This window comes from Pseudidiomarina aquimaris (assembly GCF_003987395.1).
Lineage (GTDB): Bacteria > Pseudomonadota > Gammaproteobacteria > Enterobacterales > Alteromonadaceae > Pseudidiomarina > Pseudidiomarina aquimaris.
In genome coordinates this window covers 152178-173875 of sequence record NZ_PIPT01000007.1, presented here as the reverse complement: position 1 = coordinate 173875, position 21698 = coordinate 152178, and the positions used below count along the sequence as shown (strand labels likewise).

Genomic DNA, 21698 nt, shown 5'->3' with positions numbered 1-21698 from the left:
ATTACACCGCACTTAAACGAGCTTCTTTTTCAAGCTTCTTGCGAATGCGGTCACGCTTCAGTGGTGATAAGTAATCAACGAACAGTTTGCCGTTCAAGTGATCGAGCTCATGCTGAATACAAATGGCCAGTAAACCTTCGGCGGTTAATGAGAACTCTTCGCCATTGCGATCGAGCGCTTTCACCGTCACTTTGCTGGCGCGTTCAACTTTGGCGTAGACACCAGGGAATGACAAACACCCCTCTTCATTAGCGAATAATCCGTCTTTTTCTGTAATCTCAGGATTAATAAAAACTAACGGTTCGCTCTGATCTTCACTACAATCAGCTAGGAAAAGGCGTTTGTGAACATTGACTTGTGTTGCTGCAAGGCCTACACCATTAGAGTCGTACATTGTTTCGAACATCGCATCGATTGTATCGCGTAGACTATCATCTACACTTGTAACTGGTTCCGCGACGGTGCGTAAACGTTCGTCAGGGTATTTTAAAATAGTTAATTTAGTCATAACTCGTCTTTCGCTAGTTTCATCTTGCTTAATTTTAACGTAATTTGGGGATGAAAACACGAGTTTACAACGGAGCTCAACATGACTACGTGGCGATTCCAAGCGATTGCGGTCATCGGTTTTTTGCTGTTAACCCCAGCAACAGCCCTCGCAACCCAACAACAAGAGACCTCAGCCACCACAGCAACCCGTGGTGATGTCATTCGTTTGCGTGAAGATGCCCCACGCGAATATGTGGTGAAAAAGGGCGATACCTTGTGGGATATTTCCGCAATGTATCTTAACGACCCATGGCACTGGCCAGAGTTATGGCGTTTGAATGAGAATATCGCCAACCCTCATCTGATTTATCCGGGTGACCGTTTGTATCTGAGTTGGGTGAATGGACGCCCGCAACTTAGCCGTAAGCTGACTAAAACGCTCAACCCAGAAGGCAAACTGGAGCCCAAAGGCAACCCAATTCCGACCTTTGATCGTGCCGAGCTCGAGCCTTTCCTTGAAGGACATATGATTGCTTCGCGAGGCGAGGTGGCAAGATTGCCGCAAATTTTGGGTGATAACCGGGGTGCTCCGCGCATCAATGGAATGGCACCTATTTTTATCAAAGGTAATGTCGAGCTGGACCGCAAATACCGCGTCTTCACACCAGTCGATAATTTTGATGATCAAGTGCTTCTGCGCGACGTAGCCGGAGTACGCATTAACCTTCACCATGTTGACGTTATCGAAGGTGAGCTCATTAGACCCGAGCGTGAAATCCGACGGGGTGATGTTGTGCTACAGCCGCAGCCGATCGATTTACCGGAAATCATTACGCCAAGCAATGGGGCGGCTGTTGATGGTTACGTCGTTGCTTCGTTAAACGCCCGCAACAAACATGGTAAGTACGACATGGTGGTGCTGGATAAAGGTGCTACGGACGGTGTTGAAGTTGGACAAATGTTCCAAGCGATTCGTCCTGGCGTATCGGTGTTTATGGATGGTGAGAAACCTGAGTTCGCCAACCTCTACAAACCTTACGATGATCTGTCTCGTAAATGGCGCGAATCGCTTCGCCTACCCGACCAAGCCAGCGCAGAGCTACTTGTCATAAAGACATTTCCAAATAGCAGTATGGCAATGGTCGTCGAAGCCCACGAGTGGTTCGAAGTCGGTACCTATTTCGTTCCCAAACTGATAGCGACTAACGATTAACGACTAACGATTAACGAATAACTAGCACAAGGAAGTGCCATGCAATTTTCACTCGCCGAGCTTTTGGCGCTGTCGCGCCTATCTGCAACTGATCGTCGTCAAGTCTACCGACTGAACACGATTGCGAAGTGTCGCGGGTTACTGCAACCCTATTTAGCTTCACTCCCGTCACGCTACGTTGATAACCTCGAAGGTTGGCTGAATAGCGGCTCCAGTGCTGGTCCACAGCGCGCAGTCGTTCACTGGTTTTCACCATTGTACCCAGAACGCTTAAGGCTTATTCACGATGCGCCTCTGGTGTTATTTGTAGCCGGCAACCTTGATTATTTATCTGCCCCGCAAGTTGCCATTGTAGGCAGTCGCGCAGCGAGTCATGAAGGGGTCGCCGAGGCTGCCTATTTTGCTGAGCACTTTACGCGCGCTGGACTTTTAGTGAGCAGCGGGCTGGCCAAAGGTATTGACCATCACGCACATCTCGGCGCGTTAAAAGCCGGCCCCACACTGGCTGTGCTCGGCACAGGACCCGATATATTTTTCCCCAAACACCACCAACAACTTCAGCAACAGGTAGAGCAGGCGGGGCTACTGGTTTCTGAGTTTGCACCAGGGATGGCGGCGCACCGTGATCACTTTACGCGGCGTAACCGTATTTTAAGTGGGCTTGCGTTAGGCGTGGTGGTGATTGAGGCAAAGCTACGCAGTGGTTCCTTGATTACAGCTCGTTTGGCACTTGAACAAAATCGTGCATTGTTTGTGTTGCCAGGCAGTATTTGGAACCAGCATCGCAGCGGCAATTTACAGCTGTTACAGCAAGGTGCAGCTTTAGTCGTTAAGGTCGATGATGTACTTAACGAATTGAATTTAAAACGCACGGCCCCCATTAATGCTGAGGAGGGGACCGAAGCCGATGAAAATAATTGTGGACGAAGCTTGGCAAACCCGCAATTGTTGGCTAATGTGGGCTATGAGGCTACATCGATAGACACTATCGTAGCACGCAGCGGACTACCGGTCGCTGTGGTTTCAGAGCAATTAGTGTTATTAGAATTAGAAGGCCGAGTAGCTTCAGTCACCGGTGGTTATATTAGAGTGGGGAGGCGCTAAAGATGTTTGATATCCTCATGTATCTGTTCGAGAACTTCATCCACTCGGATGTTGAGGTGGTAGTGAATCACGACGAGCTCACTGATGAACTCACGCGGGCGGGCTTCCGTCAGCAAGAGATTCACAAAGCGCTAGCGTGGTTAGAACGTTTGGCCGACCTACAGGACAGTCAGACGAAACCTTACCTCAATCGTTCTCAAAGCAGTGCAACACGTGTGTTCACCGCCGAAGAAACGGCGCGTCTTGATTGTGCAAGTCGGGGCTTCTTACTGTATCTCGAAAACCTTGGCGTACTTGATTTCGCAACCCGCGAAATGGTCATGGATCGCGTTATGGAACTCGACATGCCAGAAGTCACACTTGACGATCTGAAGTGGGTGGTCTTGATGGTGCTATTCAATGTGCCGGGTTGTGAAGACGCCTATAATCAGATGGAAGGACTCCTGTTTGAGGAACCAGAAGGTCTATTGCATTAAATGACCGATAACTTTCTCGAACCCCAATCACTGGGCGTACCTTGCCCCCGGTGCCAGCGGGACCTGCAACTCAAAAAAGGCCGTTATGGCCTTTTTGTCGGTTGTAGTGGCTACCCCGAATGTGACTATATGACCGCAGCCGATTTTGATCCTGGAACGGATGTGTCTTGCCCCAGTTGCCAACAAGGCAAGTTAGTCCAAAAGACCAGTCGATTTGGCCATTCTTTTTATGCATGCGATGGTTATCCAGCATGTAAGTTTTCAGTTCCGCTGCCACCTGTGGCAGAATCATGCCCTACCTGCAATTATCCGTTGTTGCTGCGCAAGAGAACCACAGCCGGTGAGCGCCTTGTGTGCGGTAATAGTGAGTGTGATTACAAATCAGAGATTCGTTGAGTAGGAGAATCGAATGGACTGGCAAGCCGCAAAACAAGCCTTCGCTGACGGCGAACTTTTGGCTTACCCGACTGAAGCGGTATTTGGCTTAGGCTGCGATCCGCGCAATGAACAAGCGGTCGAAAAGCTACTGGAATTGAAACAACGCCCGCGCGAGAAAGGCTTGATTTTACTTGCTGCGGACTACAGCCAACTCGTGCCTTTTGTAGCCGACTTGAAGATACCCCAAGACAAGCGTTTTAGTGTGTTTTCGCATTGGCCCGGGCCGATCACCTTGTTATTACCGGCGGCTCCGGCAACACCCGATTGGTTAACCGGCGGGAGCGACAAAATAGCCGTTCGCGTTACCGCACATGAGCCAGCCCGACAGCTATGCCGTGCGCTTGGCAGTGCTATTGTGTCGACGAGCGCTAATTACACCGGTGAACCATCGTTAACCACAGCGCAAGCCGTTAGAGATACTTTTGCTGAGCGTGTTGCTTGGGTTATGGATGACGCAGTGGGCGGTGCAACCAGCCCCTCTAAAATCATCGATCCACTTACCAACCAGGTTTATCGAGCTTAACTATGAGTCACCCTGCATTAGCTGAAGTTATCAGCTATTTGAAAGGTCTCCAGGACCGAATCTGTAGCGCGCTTGAAGAAGCTGATGGCGGCGCACATTTTGCCGAAGAGAGCTGGCAACGCGAAGGTGGTGGCGGTGGACGTTCCCGCGTGCTGCGTGATGGCGCCGTTCTCGAGCAAGGCGGTGTTGGCTTCTCTCACGTTTTCGGTGAGCAGATGCCCGCCTCGGCGACGGCCCATCGACCTGAATTAGCAGGTCGTAACTTTAATGCCTGCGGCGTCAGCTTGGTAATGCACCCGAGCAACCCTTATGTGCCCACGAGCCATGCGAATGTTCGCTTTTTTATCGCCGAAAAAGAGGGCGCCGAGCCGGTTTGGTGGTTTGGCGGCGGGTTCGATCTAACCCCTTTCTATCCGTTTGATGAAGATATCAAGCATTGGCATCAAGTCGCTAAGGCTGCTTTGGACCCCTTCGGAGCAGAGCTTTATCCGAAGTTTAAAGCTTGGTGCGATGACTACTTTTGGCTGAAACACCGTGATGAAACCCGTGGCGTTGGCGGGCTATTTTTTGATGACTTGAACGATCGCCCGTTTGAGGAATGTTTTGCGATTATGCGGGCTGTTGGCGATGCCTACTTAGAGGCTTATTTGCCAATAATCGAACGTCGCAAAAATACGCCTTATGGCGAGCGAGAGCGTGATTTTCAGCTTTACCGACGTGGGCGCTACGTTGAGTTCAACTTAGTTTGGGACCGCGGTACCTTATTTGGCCTGCAGACTGGCGGACGTACTGAGTCGATTCTCATGTCGATGCCACCGTTAGTGCGTTGGGAGTATGGTTACACACCAGAAGCAGATAGTCCCGAAGCGCGATTGTACACCGATTACTTGCGCCCGAGAGATTGGTTAAACGAGCTCTAGTCGGTGTTGATCATGTGATGGGCAAGGCGCGTGAACTGCTGTTTTAACTGCATGTGCAGAAGCTGATCGTGGACCTGCTCGTCAAGCACTTGATACATGCACAGCAGCCATTGGTCGCGCATTTCCACATCGATGCGAAAGGGCAGGTGGCGAGCGCGCAATTGCGGGTGACCGTACTTTTCAGTAAAAAGTTGCGGTCCACCCAACCAACCACTTAAAAACTCGAAAAACTTTTGGCGAATCGTGGTGAGCGGCTGAGGGTGTAGGGCGAGTAGATCTTGCGCCCGCGGGTCGCTTTCCATGATATCGTAGAAGCGTTCAGCCATGGCTCGAACACCCTGTTCGCCACCAAGTTGGTCGTACTGCGAGGTGGGGCCGCTGGTTTTTTTACTTTTCAAGAATGACAACATGATGAAATTTACTGTTTTTGGGAATCCAATTGCACATAGCTTATCGCCGTTAATTCATCAGCGCTTTGCTGAGCAGTTCGGTATCGAACTCGACTACACGCGCAGTTTAACATCGAAAGCTGGCTTCGCAGCGGCAGTAGCCAAGTTTTTTCGCAGCGGTGGCGCCGGTGCTAATGTCACCGTCCCTTTTAAAACCGTAGCTGCAGATGTCGTCACTCATTTGACCCCTCGTGCTGCGCATGCTGGCGCAGTGAATACGCTCATACCCCTGGGACATGGACAACTGGCAGGCGATACCACGGATGGTGAAGGTTTAGTGCGCGATTTGCAGCGTGTTTTAGAGCGTGACGAGTTGCCTTACGAAGTGCTTGTGATTGGTGCCGGTGGCGCAGCGAGTAGTGTGATCGAAGCGCTACAAGAAGCAGGGGCCAGAGTGGTAATGAGTAATCGCAGTGCCGCCAAAGTCAGCGCATTACAGGACGATTTTAACGACTTACAGGCTATACCGTTCAGTGAGTTAGCAAGGCCGCCAAGCCTAAACGGTCAAGTACAGCGGGTTGTGGTAAATGCCACGTCGGCGTCACTTAGCGGTGCTGAGTTGCCTATTCATTCGGCGTGGTTTCAAGAGAGTGTGCTGGCGTACGATATGATGTATGGCAAACAATCGACCGCTTTTCTTAAGCAAGCGCAAGCGGCTGGAGCAACTAAGGTGGCTGATGGTTTGGGGATGCTGGTTGAGCAAGCTGCGCTGTCATTTGCGTTATGGCATGATGGACAGTTGCCTAACGTGGAACCAGTGTTACCAGCTGTCCGGAGCGCGTTAGAAGCAAATTAATCGCGAATCTGGATGCTTGGGCTCAAGTCGACGTCACCAAGTTGATCGACTGTTGCGTAATCGCGATTACGTCGAACCACAGCCAAGGGCCCATGCGCTTGATTGCGAATAAACGCAAGTTCAAAGCCAAACTTGCTTAGCTGATAGACGCCAAATTTTTGATCCATCGAAAGGCGTTGCCACCACTCTTTAGAGTCAAAGGCACTACGACGTCGCTCTTGCACTGTAGTATCAACACTCTCAGTCAGTGCATGATTCATGGCTGTGTACTCCTTAGTCAGAAAAGCACTTGGGACCTAAAAAATTGATCTATGCGCTCACTAATATGACGATCTTCATAGAAAAGTTCAATAGCAAAGTCTGATTACAAAATAATCTAATAGCGCATTTTAATATGCGAAAAACATTCTAAAAATAATCATCGATCAGCTAGTAAAACGAACAACATGTGGTAGTCTTACTGTTCGGTTGGTTGAGACAACAGCCGAAGCTTCACGAAACTTAAGCGTTATAAGTAGTACGACCTTCTTGAAGCAGAAGATCAGTTTCCACAACTGACACAAAATAAAAAAATAAAGCTGTCAGGGAATATGAAGTCACAAAATTCCCCTAAAAACCAATAGGTTACACCAGTATCGACATCGTACGGCCGAGCCGTTTATCACGATGGGGTAAGCTATTGTCAACAGACTTATCCACATGCTATCCACACTAACTATCACCTTTATCCGCGCGGCAATGCTGGCGAGACGTAAGTGACTGTGGCATGCTTAGCGGCATCCGTAACCCAGCTAGAAAGCATGCAACTATGGCCGCAAAAGAAACGCCTCAAGTTCCCGAAAACCCGTTCATTCTGGTGGATGGCTCCTCCTATTTATTTCGTGCGTTTTATGCACCGCCACATATCACTACCAGTGCCGGTGAACCGACGGGCGCGATTTTTGGTGTGGTCAATATGCTCCGTAGCTTGATCAAAAAGTACAAGCCGTCGCACATGGCGGTAGTTTTCGACGCCAAGGGTAAAACTTTTCGCAACGACATGTACGAAGAGTACAAAGCGAATCGTCCGCCGATGCCGGACGACCTGCGCTCACAAATTGCGCCTTTGCATGCCATCGTGAAGGCACTCGGCTTGCCGCTCCTTTGTATTGACGACGTCGAGGCCGATGATGTGATAGGCACGCTCGCACAACAAGCCGGCGAGCAAGGACGTTTCACACTGATTAGCACTGGTGACAAGGATATGGCCCAGTTGGTCAACGAACATGTCATGTTAATCAATACGATGACCAACACGTTGCTCGACGACGCCGGCGTGAAAGACAAGTTTGGCGTGGCGCCCAGCCAAATTATCGACTTCTTGGCGCTAATGGGCGATAGCTCGGATAATATTCCGGGACTACCGAAGGTCGGTGAAAAAACCGCATTGGCGATGCTGCAAGGGATGCAGTCAATCGATGCAATGTATGAGGCTCCAGAAAAAGTCGCCGAACTAGGTTTCCGCGGCGCTAAAACCATGCCGGAAAAGTTGCGTGAGCACAAAGACATCTTGCTCCTCTCGCGAGAGCTGGCGACCATTAAACTCGATGTTGACCTCGACGGCATCACCCCGGAAGCATTAGAAATTCAAGCGGCCGATCGCGACAAACTGGTTGAGCTCTACACCGAACTCGAATTCAAACGTTGGCTTGACGAGTTGCTGCAAGAGGGCCCAGTGACCGAACAAGGTCAGGCGAGCGCGGTCGAAACACCAAGCGCTGCCGTCAGTCATGAAAACTACGAAGTGGTTCTGAGTGAAGACAAGTTAGATAGTTGGCTAAGAAAGCTCGAGCAGGCCGAGGTTTGGGCGTTTGACACTGAAACCACCAGCTTGAATTACATGGAAGCTGAATTAGTGGGGCTATCGTTTGCTTGCGAACAGGGTAAAGCTGCTTACGTTCCAGTTGCGCATGATTACCCCGGGGCACCAGAGCAATTGTCACGCGAACTTGTGCTGAAGAAATTAAAGCCTCTGTTGGAGAATAAAAAGCCAGCCAAAGTAGGCCAGAATCTTAAGTACGACAGCCATATTTTGCGTCGTTACGCGATTAGGTTGGCGGGTATTAAGAATGACACCATGTTGGCCTCGTACGTGTACAACAGTGTCGCGTCGCGCCACGACATGGACAGTCTTAGCTTGCAACATCTCGGCCACCGTCCGGTATCCTTCGAAGATATCGCCGGCAAAGGCGCCAAGCAACTGACCTTTAACCAAATCGGTCTCGATGAAGCCGCTCCATATGCCGCCGAAGACGCCGACATTACTTTACGTCTGCACGACAAGTTATGGGGCGAGGTAAGCAAAGAAAAATCACTGCTAAGTGTGCTGATGGAGATTGAATTGCCGCTGTTACCGATCTTGGTGGATATGGAGCAGCGGGGCGTACAAATCGATGCGCACTTGTTAGCCAAGCAAAGTAACGAAATTGCACTTGAGCTGGCCAAATTAGAAGAGCAGGCTTACACCATTGCCGGTGAAGAGTTTAATTTGGGCTCGCCGAAGCAGTTACAAACGATTTTGTTTGAAAAACTCGAACTGCCGATTCTCAAGAAGACGCCGAAAGGTGCACCTTCAACGGCCGAAGATGTGCTGCAAGAATTAGCGCTCGACTACCCGTTACCTGATGTAATTATGAAACATCGCGGTTTAAGCAAACTGAAGTCGACCTATACCGACAAGTTGCCGAAAATGGTGAATCCGCGCACCCAGCGGATTCATACGTCCTACCACCAAGCCGTGACAGCGACCGGGCGTTTGTCTTCTAGCGATCCAAACTTACAGAATATTCCGATTCGCACTGAAGCAGGGCGTCGCGTGCGCCAGGCATTTACCGCGCCTGAGGGATATCGCATTATGGCGATTGACTACAGTCAGATTGAACTACGAATTATGGCGCACTTGTCGCAAGACAAGAACTTGCTCGAGGCATTCTCGAAAGGGCGGGATATCCATAAGGCCACCGCTTCGGAGGTCTTCGGCGTGAGTCTCGAAGAGGTAACCAGTGAACAACGTCGGCGTGCCAAAGCGGTCAACTTTGGACTTATTTATGGTATGTCGGCCTTTGGCTTAGCACGGCAACTGGATATTCCTCGCAACGAAGCGCAAAAGTATATGGATAAATATTTTGAACGCTTCCCAGGGGTGCAAGACTATATGGAGCGTACGCGGCAACAAGCAAAGCGAGACGGCTATGTCGAAACGTTATTTGGGCGTCGCCTGCATTTGCCGGAAATCCGCGCGCAAAATGGTGCCCGCCGCAAAGCTGCAGAGCGTGCTGCGATTAATGCGCCGATGCAAGGCACCGCAGCCGACATTATTAAGTATGCGATGATCAAAGTGGCAGAGTTCATGCATCAAGAGGTGAAGGACGAGCAAGCTTGGCTGATCATGCAGGTCCACGATGAACTGGTGTTTGAAGTAAAAGAAGAGTTTGTTGAACAACTACAACAGCAGTTAGTCGAAATAATGGAAGCAGCGGTTGAGCTCGATGTGCCGCTCATCGCAGAGGCTGGAGTGGGCGCAAACTGGGACGAGGCACACTAACGATTTGCTCCGCCAAAAAACTTTTTTCAGAAATTTGGAATTTTTTTGAACTAATCAAAAAACAACCAGTCAGAGTTAGTGAAAGGCGCATTAAACGAGTTTATTTGTTCCGTTTGCGAAGTCCTTTCAGAGATGTTCTCTCCCTGGATTGTAAGTTTTTTGCCCGGCCTATGTGCCGGGCTTTTTCTTTTCTAGCGCTGCGTATTAAACGGTTGGCGCTTCCGTCTATTGGCAATCCACACGCCACTTAAAATTGCCGCAAGTCCAACACCTTGTTGTATGAAGAATGGCTCTCCGTCAAGGATACCTAGGATTAGCGCTACGATCGGAATGAGATAAGTCACCGAGCTAGTAAAGGTTGTATCCGTTATTTTCACTACCGTGTTGAATATCACTAATGCCATGGCTGTGCCGATTATACCGAGTACTAAAATGGCACCGAGCGGAAACCATAATTCAGGTTGCGTGACTTGTGCGGTAAACGGAGTGGCGAAAAGGAGATAGATGAGCGCAGCGGGCGCTACTAAAAATAGCGACACCCCAGTGATGGTCAAGGCCCCTAAATCCGGAATATGGTGCTTGATCAGGTTTAAATTGAGGCCATAGCAGATGGTCGCCGCAATAATCAGCAAACCGTAACGATTGAATTCAAAGTCGCCGTTGGCCGTAGCAGTGACCAGCAATAATGTACCGACCAAACCGATCACTACACCGATCCACTGCTGCACTAAAGCCGTTTGCTTGAACAAAGCGATGCCGATAATTAATGTGGCTAACGGGGTAAAGGTATTCAGTACGCCCGTGACGCCGGAAGGGAGTTCGGTTTGCGCAAAGGCAAACAAAAACGCCGGAATAAAGCTACCAACCAAACCCACGCAAATAAGCTTGAGCCAATGATGGGGCTGCACCGTTTTGAAGCGTTTTAAAATAAAGGGGAGTAACACGAAGCCAGCTGAGGCGATGCGAATAGCTGCGAGTTGATCAGGGGCGAAGCCGAGCAGGCCTTTTTTGATCAGTAGAAACGAGCTGCCCCAAATAAGTGCGAGTAAGCCAAGCAGTAACCAAGCCTTTAGCGGTGGCGTCTCACTCGTCATGCTGCACTAACCATTCGGTTAGCTTGGTTTCAACTTGTGGCAGACCAAGCTTGTTGAGCGAGGAAAACATTTCCACGGTAACGTCACCGCCAAACACCAATACCGCTTCACGTGCTTTCAGTAGTGTCGATTTACGTGGGCCAGGCTTGAGTTTGTCTGCTTTGGTGAGCAATACCAACACGGGGATTTCGCAGTCAGTCGCCCAATGCAGCAATTCTTGGTCAACATCACGGAACGGGTGGCGAATATCCATAAGCAGTACCAAACCGCGCAAGGACTCACGCTTTTGTAGGTATTCACTTAATGCGCGTTGCCATTTCTCTTTCACTGCGATCGGAACTTTGGCATAGCCATAACCCGGTAAGTCGATAAGGCGTTTACCAGGCAAAACCTCAAACACATTGATCAATTGCGTGCGCCCCGGCGTTTTACTCGTACGTGCAAGGTTACGCTGGCGCGTCAAAGTATTAAGCGCACTTGATTTTCCTGCATTGGAGCGGCCAGCAAAGGCAATTTCGACGCCGTCATCACTTGGTAGTTGACGGATATCTGCGGCGCTGGTGACGAACACTGTCGGCTGAAAGTTAAGGTTTGTAGGTTCCATGAGTTCTAAAATGCTTTGAAGGAATGCTTATACTATCACGATTAGGCGTTTAATCCTTAGAAGTTTTGTGTAAAATAGCGTCTGTTACAACATCCAGAGCAGAGATATCGATCATGAAAAAAATCGCATTGTTCGTTGGGCTGTACCTTGGTCTCACCGGTGCCGTAATGGCCGCTGAAGGTGATGCTGAAGCAGGCAAACAAAAATCGCAGGTTTGTGCTGCATGCCATGGTCCAACTGGTAGCTCGCCTTCAGATATGTACCCTAAACTGAACGGGCAGCATGCTTCGTACATCGAGAAACAACTGCACGATTATAAACTCGCGGCCGAAACGGGCGGTGAGCAAGGCCGTGCGAACGCCATCATGCAGGGCCAAGTGATGAATTTGAGCGATCAAGACATCGCTGATTTAGCGGCGTACTTCGCTAGCCAAGATCCAATGCAGGGCAGCGCACCGGAAGATGTGGTTGCTGCTGGACAAGCATTGTACATGGGCGGAGACGAAGAACGTAAAATCGCCGCTTGTGTAGCATGTCACGGTCCGCGCGGTGATGGCATGGGTCTTGCGAAGTTCCCAGACGTTTCAGGGCAGCACGCAGCTTACTTGAAAGCACAACTGGAAATGTTCCGCAGCGGCGAGCGTGCTAATGACATGAACGGCATGATGCGTGATGTGGCCGCAAAACTGACTGACAAGGATATCGAAATCTTGTCGCAATATATCCAAGGTCTTTATTAATAACGGCCTTAGAGTGCGTTTCAAGACGATTTGACTGAAAAAAGCAGCATGGAAATGCTGCTTTTTTGTTTTTATGTTACCAAAAACGCGTAAGAAAGCCTTTGAAAACCAAGCTATAAACCAATAGGGTATAAAAAAGAGGTTTTTTAGATCATAAAAATCATTGAATAAATATTTCGATTCAGTAGTCTGAATGCCATTCCAAATGACGGGAACTGCTGCGAAGCGTCACCCAACGGTTGCTTAAGCAACTTACAGTTTTAATCCAGGGAATAAGAATAGGCCAGGAGGCCACCTTTAGCCAAGCAAACAATAACAATCATAATGTTCGGTTAATGCGCGAAAAAATAACAATAATAATAAAAAACCTCACGGAAGTTATAATTAAAAACATGGATGAATTGACAACCGTTCTCGTGAATCGCACGTGCGCTGTGTGAGAAAGAGAGAATACCCTAGGCGATGCTTCGGCATCGCCTTTTTATTTTGCGCCGCTGTAAGTTAAACTACGTGTATTCATTCCATTGGAACCTCATCGTATATGACACGTAAAAAGAAGACGCGCAAAACAGGCCCGCTCGCTGCGCCGAAGAAATCCAAAGAAGAGCTAAAACGCAGCTCACCAGAGCCAACCAAGCACAAAGGTAAGGGTAAGAAGCCGGGGTCACGCTTTAATGTGGCTTCAGGGGCTTCCAAGGCGCCAAAAGCAGGCAGCAAGGCAGCTGACGATCCGCGTTTTGGCAGTAAAAAGCCGATTCAGCTGGTGTCGACAAACGCCCCCGTTACGCCTGCCACTGCGCAACCGAGACTTGACCAAGCCACCCTAGAAGCTGAACTCCGCAGTTTAGAAAATGATCCCGAATTACAGCGTTTACTCGCGGCTATTGAAGACGGCGAAGATCTAAGTGCGAGCGAAGAAGCGTACGTAGATGAACGTACCGAGCGGTTTGAGCAGTTAGCTGAACAGTTAGGCCTGACTCTCGACGACGATGAAGACGACGACTGGGAGGATAGTGATGTCTGAATTACCATGGTGGACTTGGGCGCTGTTAGTTGTTGGCGTCGTAACGATTGCCATACTAGCGTTTATTGCGGGCCGCCTACTGAGTCAATTGCAGAGCCAAAACAAGCGCCGCGATGAGGCCATAGGCAAACGTAACGAGCGTTTGCATGAGAGTATCGTGACCATCGCCAAAGCCATGGACCAAGGTCAGTGTCCATTGTCAGAGGGAGCGTTACGCTTGGTAGTACTGCTCGATCTACGAGTAGAGCCCAGCAAGATCGATTACGCCGAGCGCTATAGCGGTTTACACTCAATGTATGAGCGTATTAAGCATATGCCTACGCATGAAGCGCGAAAGCAGTATCCAAAGGCTGAGATCCGCAAAATGGATGATGAGCGGGAAGGTTATGAGAAAGAGTTGGAGGACGTCATACTGGCTGACGTCCGCCAACTGTTAAAGGATTTTAGTTAACGGTATTTTTGTACACCTTACCGTCTTTCATCACCAGGTTAAGATGACTCAACGCGTCGATGTTTTCCAGCGGGTTGCCTTCAGTGGCCACCACATCGGCGCGCTTGCCGACCTCTAAAGTACCAAAGTCATCGATGGTACCCAGCAAAGTAGCGGCCTCGAAGGTTGCGGCTTTGATGGCTTCTAATGCAGGCATGCCGGCTTCGACCATATAACCAAATTCGCGGGCGTTTTCACCGTGGTCAAACACCCCAGCGTCGGTACCGAAGGCGATTTTCACCCCTTGCTTGTATGCTTCGGCAAAGGTGCCTTGGATCTTCGGACCAATGGCCTTAGCTTTCGGCTCTACCAGTTTCGGGAAGTATCCCGGAATTTCTGCGCGTTCTGCGACAGATTTGCCAGCGGTAATGGTCGGCACGTAATAGACGCCTTTGGCTTTCATGGCATCCATCACTTCCTGGTCCATGTAGGTACCATGTTCAATCGAATTGACGCCCGCTTTGATGGCACGCAACATGCCTTCTTTACCGTGGGCGTGGACGGTGACTTTCATTTCATAATCACGGGCTGTGTTTACGATACCTTCAATTTCATCCATCATGAACTGCGGGTTTTGGCCACTTTTCGCCACACTCAGGACACCGCCGGTTACCGTCAGTTTAATTAGATCTGCGCCGTCTTGATAGCGAGCTCGGACCGCTTCACGCGCTTCATACGGGCCATTGATGACACCGTCAGCTGGGGTAGGTGAAGGGTAGAGGTCGGCCTTTGCACCGTTGGTCGGGTCTGCATGACCGCCTGTTGTGGCAATCGATTTACCAGAGGTGAAGATCCGTGGGCCTTCAACTTTTCCGGCATTGACCGCGTTACGCAAAGCAATACTGGCATCATAAGAGTCGCCCAAGTCACGTACGGTGGTGAAGCCGGCATGTAAGGTCTTCTTCGCGTAGTTGACCGAGTCGAGGGTGACATCAGCGGCACTCTTGGTGAACTTGTGAATATAACTGCCTTGTGACATCTCAGAGGTGAGGTGCGTGTGCATGTCGATAAACCCAGGCATGACCGTGCCATTGCGACGGTCAATCACGTCATCATCGGCAGTTGCCTGTTGAAAACCATCGACAATTGCTTTGATGCGACCGTCGGCGATAATGATGGTTTGATCCTCAACCGGCGCTGCACCCGTACCGTCAATCAGCTGCCCTGCGTAGATCAGAGTATCGGCATGGGCAAGCGTACTCGCAGCGAGCAAGCTCGCCGTTATTAAGGCTAGGGGCGTTTTCTTGGTCATCATTGGAGTCCTCTGTTTGCTGCTGATGAATTCTTCACCTTACGCCTTTCCGCCAAACGATGGCAAGCAAAGCGCCTTAAAGTTACCGCAGAAAACAGCACGGTTAACGCAAGGGGGCGGAAATTGGTATACTTAACCTTCAAGTACAAGTTTAGGATCAGAGCCTTATGTTTCAGCGCATCCGCGAAGATATTCAAAGCGTTTACGCCCGTGACCCAGCGGCGCGTAATTGGTTTGAGGTACTAACCACCTATCCAGGGCTACATGCTATCTGGTGGCACCGCCTTAGCCATAAGCTTTGGAGTTGGCGTTTCTACTGGCTGGCGCGCTTTACTTCGACGTTGGCGCGTTGGCTCACGGGTATCGAGATACACCCGGGTGCGCGCATCGGTCGCCGTTTCTTTATTGATCATGGTATGGGCGTGGTTATTGGCGAAACTGCCGAAATTGGCGATGACGTTACTATCTATCATGGCGTCACCTTAGGTGGAACGAGCTGGAACCAAGGCAAGCGTCATCCAACCCTGAAAGATGGCGTAGTCATTGGTGCCGGCGCAAAGGTGCTTGGCCCAGTAACCATCGGTCAAACAGCGCGGATAGGCTCTAATGCAGTCGTGGTGAAAGATGTGCCGGATGAAACGACAGTGGTGGGGATACCTGCGCGTGTGGCACATACCAAAGTAAGCAAAGAAGTTAATGAACGGCGTGCGGCGATGGCCAAGCAGTATGGCTTTGATGCTTATGCGATTTCACCAGATAACCCTGACCCCGTTGCCACTGCTATAGGCCGTATGCTCGACCATGTACATTTGCTCGATCAAAAAGTAGGGGATCTGTGCAGTGCAGTGAATCAGCTTGGTGGGAACGTCTGCGAAGAAATACCAGAAGTCGAGATGGACGATATGGATTTTATTTCGGCGGAACAGGAGGCTGCTGAACGGCGCAAACAAGAGCCTGAATCAGAGCAGGACAAGTCATAAAAAAAGCCGCTCAATGAGCGGCTTCTTAAAATTCGTTTCGCTAAATGCGTTGCGAAAGCAACGTCTTACATAGGTACTACGTTTTCAGCTTGTGGACCTTTAGGGCCTTGAGCGATGGTAAACTGTACAGTTTGACCTTCAGCTAAGGTTTTGAAACCTTCAGACTGGATAGCGCTGAAATGTACGAATACGTCTGCGCCTTGCTCTTGCTCGATGAAACCGAAACCTTTAGCTTCGTTAAAGAATTTTACTTTACCAGTTACAGTAGACATGCTGAATATTCCTCGTAATGCATGTGAAAATCTAGGGTCTTGCTAATAAAAATACGTGTATTACTTGGGACTTACAAAACGAGGTACAGCAATAGACTTCGTAACAGGCCACAATTAGACAGCCGAATTTTTCTAGCGGCGTTCAGTATACGCTCAATTAATCCCCTGTCAAATGAAGTTTTTTAGCAAGATCTAAAGCTTATCCTCGGATCCAGTTCTTGGTGATATGACGGAAAGTATCATTGCCACTGCGGTGCAGCCATTCGTAGGCGGCCATTTCCGAAGTAATGATTTCGATATTGTGCTGCCGTAGCCGTGCTAAGCCAGCTTGTTTATCAGTCTCACGACGTGAGCCGACGGCATCTTCGACAACAAACACCGAATAACCAGCAGCCTTCATATCAATGGCGGTTTGTAGAATGCAGACGTGGGTTTCCATGCCCATCAGTACAATTTGGCGCTTCTCGGCTTGTTGCACAGCATCGACAAAGGCTGGCTCTTGCCAGGCGCTGAAGTGCATTTTCTCAATCACGCGGGAGTTTTCTATCACCGCGGATAAATCGTCTACACTTATGCCCAGCCCTTTTGGGTATTGCTCGGTGACCACCATGGAGACAGATAATTCATTGGCGATTTCACCTAACCAACGCATACGACCAATAAGCTGATCGCGTTGATGAATAACTGGCGCAAGCTTTTCTTGCACATCAACAATCACAATAAGACTGTCGCTAGCATTGAGTAGCATGATAAAACCTCGTGAAAATAACCCATGATGATACGAGCATTGTGCCGCATTCGGCTTGCTATTCCTAGAACTAGGCGATAGCTTTGAGACAAAGGACTGGGAAATCTGATGCAGCGGACAGTTACGAAATCACACGCTTCTGCAGATGAGCTGTTGCAGAAGTTCAAAATCAAGGTCACCGGGAACATCATTTGGGCGGGTGGTATCACTGAGCTGCTTTTGTCGATCGCGCAATTCCTCTTGGGTAATACCGCACAAGCTTTAGTTATTCTTGCCGCAGGCATTTTCTTTACGATGATGGCATGGCGCTACCAAGGCCAGCGCATTCCAATTCTTATCCGCGTTGTATTTGTCGCCTTACTGACCGTTATTAGCGTGATGTCCATTTATTTAAACGGACATATTGGCGTTTACTGGACCTACCCTCTTCTGGTTGCCTGCTTTTTCGTATTTAGCGGCGCAGCCGGTATTGTTGCCGCAGTTGCGCTGACCCTTATTTTTTCAGCGACCGCTGTACTGACGATGCCCCTTGACGATGGTTGGCGGATTGCCACGACTTTAGTAATTATTTGTGTGTTGGGTTCGGTGTTCGTCGTTTTGCTCACTGAGCTGCAAAAGCTATTACGAAAAATGGTAGTGACGGACACCTTAACGGGGTTGAACAATCGGCACCTCGTCACCCAAGTTTTAGAACAATCGATTTATAGCAACGCGCGCTACGGCCGTGCAGCGACCTTGGTGATGGCTGATCTCGACCATTTTAAGCAATTAAATGACCAACATGGTCACTTGTTTGGTGACCAAATTCTCAAGCAGGTTGCCGAGCGCATGCGCACTGTGTTGCGGAAAGAAGACCAATTATTTCGAGTTGGCGGCGAAGAATTTTTAATTGTTCTTCCCTCGACCAAGCTCGAAGAAGCGATGCGGGCGGCGGAAAAATTGCGCGCTTTGGTTGCCGATACGGCTTTTAACGGCAAAAACGCAACAGTCTCTATTACCATGTCGCTCGGTGTCGCTGAGCTAAGCAAAGGACAAACCTGGGTAGAGTGGCTAAACGCTGCAGATACTGCTTTACTTGAAGCCAAACGTAAGGGTAGAAATCAAGTGCGTAAGGTCAGTAAAGCGAAGCCAGAGGCTCAGGCCATAACCTAGCTAGGCAAATAATCAGAAAGCAGTTAAAGTTAACAGCATAAAAACGAATTCGGACATAATTATGACGCCAGTATCTACAACTAGCCCATCTGCGACCTTCGATTTGTGGCAACACTTCCGCCTGCTGGCAATGCGTACCATCTACTTTGGTTCTGGATTGGTCATCGCTGGCACTTCTATCTACTCAGCTCTCGAAGGAAGTTATGCTGCGGCAGCCGCATTATTCTGTGTGGCTATTGGCTTTATTTTAATTGGCTACCTTTACCGCAACGAGCTCGCACCGCAGTGGATTAACTTCTTGGTTATCTGTTGTTTAGGGACGCTCGTCAGCGTATCGATGAAGTCTGCCGGCATCATGGGCGTGTATTGGATGTACCCGATACTTGCGATGGTCTTCTTTATGTTCGATAAGACCATCTTTGTGTTGGTCATCATGCTTATTTATGCCTTGTTCGCCGCCGTCATTTATCAAGTGTTACCCTTTGACTATGCGTGGCGTGTCGCAGTGTCAATGTTGGTGCTTATTGGTGTCGGTGCGGCGTTTTTGATCATGATGAGTAGCATGCAGCGTAAGCTCTTTACCGCAGCTGCGACCGACTCGTTAACAGGCTGCATTAAACGCGAGTATCTAAGTGATATGGTGATGCAGGCAATCCAAAAATCTGAACGAGCGAAGAAGCCTGTTTCGCTATTGCAAATTGATATGGACTCGTTCCAGAGTGTCAACGATCGCTATGGCTACCTATTCGGCGATAAAGTGCTCGAAGAGGCAGCGCGCCGCATCCGCAACGCCGCGCGCGAGCATGATAGTGTGATCCGTAGCAGTGGCGCGGAGTTTGTGGTGATTATGCCAAACACGGCAAGGAAAGCAGCAGCGGACGTCGCCACCGATATTCTCGATCGTATCCGACACGACCCGTTTACCGTGAAGTCGCTTACAGTGACCGTTACGGCAAGCGGTGGGCTCGCAGAGTTAAAAGCCGGTCAGCAGTGGGGCGAATGGATGGAAGCCGCGGATTCTGCGCTTTACCAAGCCAAAAGCCAAGGCCGCAACCGGCTAAAAGTCGCACAATAAATTTGCACCGAGCGGCGTGCCTAGCTACAATTCGCACCTTTCAAAAAGGAGCAGCTCATGGCACCCGTTCTCATTCTTATGGGCTCACAGTCAGACTGGCCCGTTATGCAACATGCCGCACAAATGCTGAAAGACCTTGGTGTTGAGTGGCGCGCTGAGGTTGTGTCTGCACACCGAACCCCTGATCTTCTTAAATCATCGATGGCGCAAGCCGAGCAAGATGGTGTTCCTGTCGTCATTGCTGGCGCCGGTGGCGCTGCCCATCTGCCGGGTATGCTGGCTGCGTACACGGCCATTCCAGTGCTGGGCGTTCCAGTACCAAGTAAGCAATTGAAAGGCTTGGATAGCTTATTGTCGATTGTACAAATGCCGAAAGGCGTGGCTGTTGGTACACTGGCGATTGGCCAGGCAGGCGCCGCAAATGCGGGCTTGTTGGCAGCACAAATCATCGGTACCACGGACGCGGCGGTGCGCGAGAATGTAAATGCGTTTCGTAAGGCACAAAAAGAAAAAGTGATGAACGGTCCAAAACTGGAGTTACCTGACGCATGAAGGTGTTGTTTGTCGGTGATGGCCAATTAGGTCAAATGTTAGGCGCCAGTGGCATCAGCCATGGCCATGAATGCCTGCTATTCAGCACGCGCACGCAAGAAGTGAAGCCACTTTCTGCGCATGTCGCTTTGCCATGGACGCTCGCTGAAGCAATTGACTGGGCCGATGTCGTGAGTTGGGAACATGAAGCGATTCCTGCTGATGTTATCGCTGCGGCACACGACAAATTCCTTATGGACCCGGCACGGATCAAAAGCCTGACCGACCGCCGTGCAGAGAAAAAATTGTTCGACGATTGCCGCGTTGGCACCTCGCCATGGCAAAGTTATGGCACGGTGAGCGAATTAGAGAAGCTCTTGAGCAAAGCCGAGCAGCCGCTGGTACTGAAGGCGGCTCGCGGTGGATACGACGGCAAGGGCCAATGGCGCTTTAAACCCGGCGATGACATTCAGGCGCTCGCTGCAGAAGCGGGCAAAGAGCCAGGTATTGCCGAGCATATGATTCCTTTCAATAAGGAAGTTTCGTTGGTCGGCGCTCGCGGAAAAGATGGCAGCGTTTGCTGTTATCCGTTGATCACCAACGTTCACACCCAAGGTATTCTGAGCTACAGCTTAGGCGGTATAGATGAGGTGCCGGAAGCACTGCAGCAGCAAGCTGAAGAAGCCTTTCACCGCTTAACCACGGCACTGAATTATGTAGGTGTGTTCGCAATTGAATTTTTTGTCGTCGGCGAAGGCAAAGAAGCTGAGTTATTGATTAATGAAGTGGCGCCGCGGGTCCACAACTCGGGACACTGGACCATGAGTGGCGCGAATTGCAGTCAATTCGACTTACACATGCGCGCGCTTACCGGCATGCCGTTCCCACAGTTGCATATCGAACCCACGCTGATGCTGAACGTTATTGGCGCCCAGCAAATTCCAGTAGGGTTGTGGCACCATCAAGACGCCCAATGTCATTGGTATAACAAGGATCCTAGACCGGGTCGCAAAGTCGGGCACGTGAATATTCGTACCGCGAACTTAGCGACTGCGAAAACTTGGGTCAAGCAATGGCGCGAGCGTTTACAGGTGCTCGCTTAACCACTTATTGATAGCAACGATCTGTTCGGCACAGACTTGGTGCTGCATCTGGAAGCTTTGATACTCCGCATGATAGCCTTGCTCGGTAAGCCACTGATAGGCATGCTTGCCGAGTGACTCGGGTACCACCGGGTCTTGGCTGCCGTGCTGAATGAGAATCGGAAGCTCTTTGTTGGCTGGGTCGAGTGCGATAGATTCATGGGTCGCCAAATAAGTGGAGAGTGCCATCAAACCACCGAGCTTTTCGTTGTGGGTTAATGCTGTCTCGTACGCCACCGCGCCGCCTTGTGAAAAGCCTGCCAGAATAATATGCTCGGCCGCAATACCACGCTCTTGTTCACGCGCAATAAGATCGCGTATGGCGGCTGCCGAGGCGCGTAATTGCGCATCATCCACTTTCCGTGCAATCGACATTTCTAAAATATCGTACCAAGCAGGCATACGCATGCCACCATTGATGGTGACGGGCATCTGCGGTGCATGAGGAAACACAAAGCGAATGTGGGCGCCCGCTGGCGCTTGAATGTGCGGGACAATCGGGGCAAAGTCATTACCGTCTGCGCCTAACCCGTGTAGCCAAATAATGGCACGGTTAGCGGGTTCATTCGGCTCGATTTCAACACATGGCAAAAGGGCCATTGA

Annotated in this window: 25 protein-coding genes; 16 read left to right on the top strand and 9 right to left on the bottom strand. The window is 50.0% G+C overall.

Features of this window, described 5'->3' with window-relative positions:
• Nucleotide 1: 1 nt before the first annotated feature.
• Nucleotides 2-508 carry a peptide deformylase gene (gene def, locus CWE21_RS10075; protein WP_126834316.1) on the bottom strand — a complete coding sequence of 169 codons (507 nt, stop codon included), beginning with the start codon at nt 506-508 and terminating at the stop codon, nt 2-4.
• 81 nt (nt 509-589) lie between these two features.
• On the opposite strand from def, the gene CWE21_RS10070 reads away from it, so the two are divergent.
• From CWE21_RS10070 to hemF, 6 genes are read left to right on the top strand one after another with little or no spacing between them, the layout of a single operon-like run.
• Nucleotides 590-1702, top strand: coding sequence for a LysM peptidoglycan-binding domain-containing protein (locus CWE21_RS10070; protein WP_126834315.1), 1113 nt, complete (start codon nt 590-592; stop codon nt 1700-1702).
• Nucleotides 1703-1741: 39 nt separating this feature from the next.
• A complete protein-coding gene (gene dprA, locus CWE21_RS10065) occupies nt 1742-2806 on the top strand; it encodes a DNA-processing protein DprA (RefSeq protein WP_126834314.1) in 1065 nt (354 codons plus the stop codon).
• Between the two features lie 2 nt (nt 2807-2808).
• On the top strand, nt 2809-3282 hold the full coding sequence (locus CWE21_RS10060) for a DUF494 family protein (protein WP_126834313.1): 474 nt from the start codon (nt 2809-2811) through the stop codon (nt 3280-3282).
• On the top strand, nt 3283-3678 hold the full coding sequence (locus CWE21_RS13600) for a DNA topoisomerase family protein (protein ID WP_126834312.1): 396 nt from the start codon (nt 3283-3285) through the stop codon (nt 3676-3678).
• A 13-nt stretch (nt 3679-3691) separates the two neighbouring features.
• Nucleotides 3692-4243: an L-threonylcarbamoyladenylate synthase type 1 TsaC gene (gene tsaC / locus CWE21_RS10050; RefSeq protein ID WP_126834311.1), complete on the top strand. Its 552-nt coding sequence runs from the start codon at nt 3692-3694 to the stop codon at nt 4241-4243.
• A 2-nt stretch (nt 4244-4245) separates the two neighbouring features.
• Nucleotides 4246-5163, top strand: coding sequence for an oxygen-dependent coproporphyrinogen oxidase (gene hemF / locus CWE21_RS10045; RefSeq protein ID WP_126834310.1), 918 nt, complete (start codon nt 4246-4248; stop codon nt 5161-5163).
• On the opposite strand, the gene CWE21_RS10040 is transcribed toward hemF, so the two are convergent.
• Nucleotides 5160-5573, bottom strand: a complete 414-nt coding sequence (locus CWE21_RS10040; protein WP_126834309.1) for a group II truncated hemoglobin — start codon at nt 5571-5573, stop codon at nt 5160-5162. The two genes, hemF and CWE21_RS10040, sit on opposite strands and share 4 nt — an antisense overlap.
• On the opposite strand from CWE21_RS10040, the gene aroE reads away from it, so the two are divergent.
• Complete coding sequence (gene aroE, locus CWE21_RS10035; RefSeq protein WP_198675104.1) at nt 5572-6408, top strand: shikimate dehydrogenase; 837 nt, start codon at nt 5572-5574, stop codon at nt 6406-6408. The genes CWE21_RS10040 and aroE overlap by 2 nt on opposite strands.
• Here aroE and CWE21_RS10030 read toward each other — a convergent pair.
• Nucleotides 6405-6668, bottom strand: coding sequence for a hypothetical protein (locus CWE21_RS10030; protein WP_126834308.1), 264 nt, complete (start codon nt 6666-6668; stop codon nt 6405-6407). The two genes, aroE and CWE21_RS10030, sit on opposite strands and share 4 nt — an antisense overlap.
• 548 nt (nt 6669-7216) lie before the next feature.
• Between CWE21_RS10030 and polA the strand changes: the two genes are divergently transcribed.
• Nucleotides 7217-9991, top strand: coding sequence for a DNA polymerase I (gene polA / locus CWE21_RS10025; RefSeq protein ID WP_126834307.1), 2775 nt, complete (start codon nt 7217-7219; stop codon nt 9989-9991).
• Nucleotides 9992-10182: 191 nt separating this feature from the next.
• Here the strand turns inward: polA and CWE21_RS10020 are convergent, their stop codons facing one another.
• Together CWE21_RS10020 and yihA are read right to left on the bottom strand one after the other, a co-directional pair.
• Nucleotides 10183-11085, bottom strand: a complete 903-nt coding sequence (locus CWE21_RS10020) for a DMT family transporter (protein ID WP_126834306.1) — start codon at nt 11083-11085, stop codon at nt 10183-10185.
• A complete protein-coding gene (gene yihA, locus CWE21_RS10015) occupies nt 11075-11689 on the bottom strand; it encodes a ribosome biogenesis GTP-binding protein YihA/YsxC (RefSeq protein WP_126834305.1) in 615 nt (204 codons plus the stop codon). Before yihA ends, CWE21_RS10020 begins: the two co-directional genes overlap by 11 nt.
• 113 nt (nt 11690-11802) lie before the next feature.
• Here yihA and CWE21_RS10010 point away from each other — a divergent pair, with 113 nt between their 5' ends.
• The 3 genes from CWE21_RS10010 to CWE21_RS10000 all read left to right on the top strand — a co-directional run bounded on the left by CWE21_RS10010 (nt 11803) and on the right by CWE21_RS10000 (nt 13904).
• On the top strand, nt 11803-12429 hold the full coding sequence (locus CWE21_RS10010; protein ID WP_126834304.1) for a c-type cytochrome: 627 nt from the start codon (nt 11803-11805) through the stop codon (nt 12427-12429).
• A gap of 541 nt (nt 12430-12970) precedes the next feature.
• Nucleotides 12971-13453, top strand: a complete 483-nt coding sequence (gene yihI, locus CWE21_RS10005; protein WP_126834303.1) for a Der GTPase-activating protein YihI — start codon at nt 12971-12973, stop codon at nt 13451-13453.
• A complete protein-coding gene (locus CWE21_RS10000; RefSeq protein ID WP_126834302.1) occupies nt 13446-13904 on the top strand; it encodes a DUF2489 domain-containing protein in 459 nt (152 codons plus the stop codon). Before yihI ends, CWE21_RS10000 begins: the two co-directional genes overlap by 8 nt.
• Here CWE21_RS10000 and CWE21_RS09995 read toward each other — a convergent pair.
• Nucleotides 13897-15195 (bottom strand): metal-dependent hydrolase family protein, encoded by a 1299-nt coding sequence (locus tag CWE21_RS09995; RefSeq protein WP_420821131.1) that lies wholly within the window; start codon nt 15193-15195, stop codon nt 13897-13899. The two genes, CWE21_RS10000 and CWE21_RS09995, sit on opposite strands and share 8 nt — an antisense overlap.
• A 167-nt stretch (nt 15196-15362) precedes the next feature.
• Here CWE21_RS09995 and cysE point away from each other — a divergent pair, with 167 nt between their 5' ends.
• Entirely contained in the window at nt 15363-16175 is an 813-nt protein-coding gene (gene cysE, locus CWE21_RS09990; RefSeq protein WP_126834300.1) for a serine O-acetyltransferase, read from the top strand.
• 65 nt (nt 16176-16240) lie between these two features.
• On the opposite strand, the gene CWE21_RS09985 is transcribed toward cysE, so the two are convergent.
• Together CWE21_RS09985 and CWE21_RS09980 are read right to left on the bottom strand one after the other, a co-directional pair.
• A complete protein-coding gene (locus CWE21_RS09985; protein ID WP_126772172.1) occupies nt 16241-16447 on the bottom strand; it encodes a cold-shock protein in 207 nt (68 codons plus the stop codon).
• A gap of 199 nt (nt 16448-16646) precedes the next feature.
• The gene (locus CWE21_RS09980) at nt 16647-17195 is read right to left on the bottom strand and encodes a hydrolase (RefSeq protein WP_126834299.1); all 549 of its coding nucleotides are present in this window, start codon (nt 17193-17195) and stop codon (nt 16647-16649) included.
• A 108-nt stretch (nt 17196-17303) separates the two neighbouring features.
• Here CWE21_RS09980 and CWE21_RS09975 point away from each other — a divergent pair, with 108 nt between their 5' ends.
• The 4 genes from CWE21_RS09975 to CWE21_RS09960 all read left to right on the top strand — a co-directional run bounded on the left by CWE21_RS09975 (nt 17304) and on the right by CWE21_RS09960 (nt 21056).
• Nucleotides 17304-18347: a GGDEF domain-containing protein gene (locus CWE21_RS09975; protein ID WP_126834298.1), complete on the top strand. Its 1044-nt coding sequence runs from the start codon at nt 17304-17306 to the stop codon at nt 18345-18347.
• 61 nt (nt 18348-18408) lie between these two features.
• A complete protein-coding gene (locus CWE21_RS09970; RefSeq protein ID WP_126834297.1) occupies nt 18409-19422 on the top strand; it encodes a GGDEF domain-containing protein in 1014 nt (337 codons plus the stop codon).
• A 57-nt stretch (nt 19423-19479) separates the two neighbouring features.
• Nucleotides 19480-19974 carry a 5-(carboxyamino)imidazole ribonucleotide mutase gene (gene purE / locus CWE21_RS09965; protein ID WP_126834296.1) on the top strand — a complete coding sequence of 165 codons (495 nt, stop codon included), beginning with the start codon at nt 19480-19482 and terminating at the stop codon, nt 19972-19974.
• Nucleotides 19971-21056 (top strand): ATP-grasp domain-containing protein, encoded by a 1086-nt coding sequence (locus CWE21_RS09960; RefSeq protein WP_126834295.1) that lies wholly within the window; start codon nt 19971-19973, stop codon nt 21054-21056. The genes purE and CWE21_RS09960 overlap by 4 nt, the downstream gene beginning before the upstream one ends.
• On the opposite strand, the gene CWE21_RS09955 is transcribed toward CWE21_RS09960, so the two are convergent.
• Entirely contained in the window at nt 21039-21695 is a 657-nt protein-coding gene (locus CWE21_RS09955; protein WP_126834294.1) for an alpha/beta hydrolase, read from the bottom strand. The genes CWE21_RS09960 and CWE21_RS09955 overlap by 18 nt on opposite strands.
• Between the last annotated feature and the right edge of the window lie 3 nt (nt 21696-21698).

Excerpts from the sequence above, each read along its gene's own strand:
- def (WP_126834316.1), bottom strand. The coding sequence starts at position 508 with ATGACTAAATTAACTATTTTAAAATACCCTGACGAACGTTTACGCACC.
- CWE21_RS10070 (WP_126834315.1), top strand. The coding sequence starts at position 590 with ATGACTACGTGGCGATTCCAAGCGATTGCGGTCATCGGTTTTTTGCTG.
- dprA (WP_126834314.1), top strand. The coding sequence starts at position 1,742 with ATGCAATTTTCACTCGCCGAGCTTTTGGCGCTGTCGCGCCTATCTGCA.
- CWE21_RS10060 (WP_126834313.1), top strand. The coding sequence starts at position 2,809 with ATGTTTGATATCCTCATGTATCTGTTCGAGAACTTCATCCACTCGGAT.
- CWE21_RS13600 (WP_126834312.1), top strand. The coding sequence starts at position 3,283 with ATGACCGATAACTTTCTCGAACCCCAATCACTGGGCGTACCTTGCCCC.
- tsaC (WP_126834311.1), top strand. The coding sequence starts at position 3,692 with ATGGACTGGCAAGCCGCAAAACAAGCCTTCGCTGACGGCGAACTTTTG.
- hemF (WP_126834310.1), top strand. The coding sequence starts at position 4,246 with ATGAGTCACCCTGCATTAGCTGAAGTTATCAGCTATTTGAAAGGTCTC.
- aroE (WP_198675104.1), top strand. The coding sequence starts at position 5,572 with ATGATGAAATTTACTGTTTTTGGGAATCCAATTGCACATAGCTTATCG.
- CWE21_RS10040 (WP_126834309.1), bottom strand. The coding sequence starts at position 5,573 with ATGTTGTCATTCTTGAAAAGTAAAAAAACCAGCGGCCCCACCTCGCAG.
- CWE21_RS10030 (WP_126834308.1), bottom strand. The coding sequence starts at position 6,668 with ATGAATCATGCACTGACTGAGAGTGTTGATACTACAGTGCAAGAGCGA.
- polA (WP_126834307.1), top strand. The coding sequence starts at position 7,217 with ATGGCCGCAAAAGAAACGCCTCAAGTTCCCGAAAACCCGTTCATTCTG.
- CWE21_RS10020 (WP_126834306.1), bottom strand. The coding sequence starts at position 11,085 with ATGACGAGTGAGACGCCACCGCTAAAGGCTTGGTTACTGCTTGGCTTA.
- yihA (WP_126834305.1), bottom strand. The coding sequence starts at position 11,689 with ATGGAACCTACAAACCTTAACTTTCAGCCGACAGTGTTCGTCACCAGC.
- CWE21_RS10010 (WP_126834304.1), top strand. The coding sequence starts at position 11,803 with ATGAAAAAAATCGCATTGTTCGTTGGGCTGTACCTTGGTCTCACCGGT.
- yihI (WP_126834303.1), top strand. The coding sequence starts at position 12,971 with ATGACACGTAAAAAGAAGACGCGCAAAACAGGCCCGCTCGCTGCGCCG.
- CWE21_RS10000 (WP_126834302.1), top strand. The coding sequence starts at position 13,446 with ATGTCTGAATTACCATGGTGGACTTGGGCGCTGTTAGTTGTTGGCGTC.
- CWE21_RS09995 (WP_420821131.1), bottom strand. The coding sequence starts at position 15,195 with ATGACCAAGAAAACGCCCCTAGCCTTAATAACGGCGAGCTTGCTCGCT.
- cysE (WP_126834300.1), top strand. The coding sequence starts at position 15,363 with ATGTTTCAGCGCATCCGCGAAGATATTCAAAGCGTTTACGCCCGTGAC.
- CWE21_RS09985 (WP_126772172.1), bottom strand. The coding sequence starts at position 16,447 with ATGTCTACTGTAACTGGTAAAGTAAAATTCTTTAACGAAGCTAAAGGT.
- CWE21_RS09980 (WP_126834299.1), bottom strand. The coding sequence starts at position 17,195 with ATGCTACTCAATGCTAGCGACAGTCTTATTGTGATTGTTGATGTGCAA.
- CWE21_RS09975 (WP_126834298.1), top strand. The coding sequence starts at position 17,304 with ATGCAGCGGACAGTTACGAAATCACACGCTTCTGCAGATGAGCTGTTG.
- CWE21_RS09970 (WP_126834297.1), top strand. The coding sequence starts at position 18,409 with ATGACGCCAGTATCTACAACTAGCCCATCTGCGACCTTCGATTTGTGG.
- purE (WP_126834296.1), top strand. The coding sequence starts at position 19,480 with ATGGCACCCGTTCTCATTCTTATGGGCTCACAGTCAGACTGGCCCGTT.
- CWE21_RS09960 (WP_126834295.1), top strand. The coding sequence starts at position 19,971 with ATGAAGGTGTTGTTTGTCGGTGATGGCCAATTAGGTCAAATGTTAGGC.
- CWE21_RS09955 (WP_126834294.1), bottom strand. The coding sequence starts at position 21,695 with ATGGCCCTTTTGCCATGTGTTGAAATCGAGCCGAATGAACCCGCTAAC.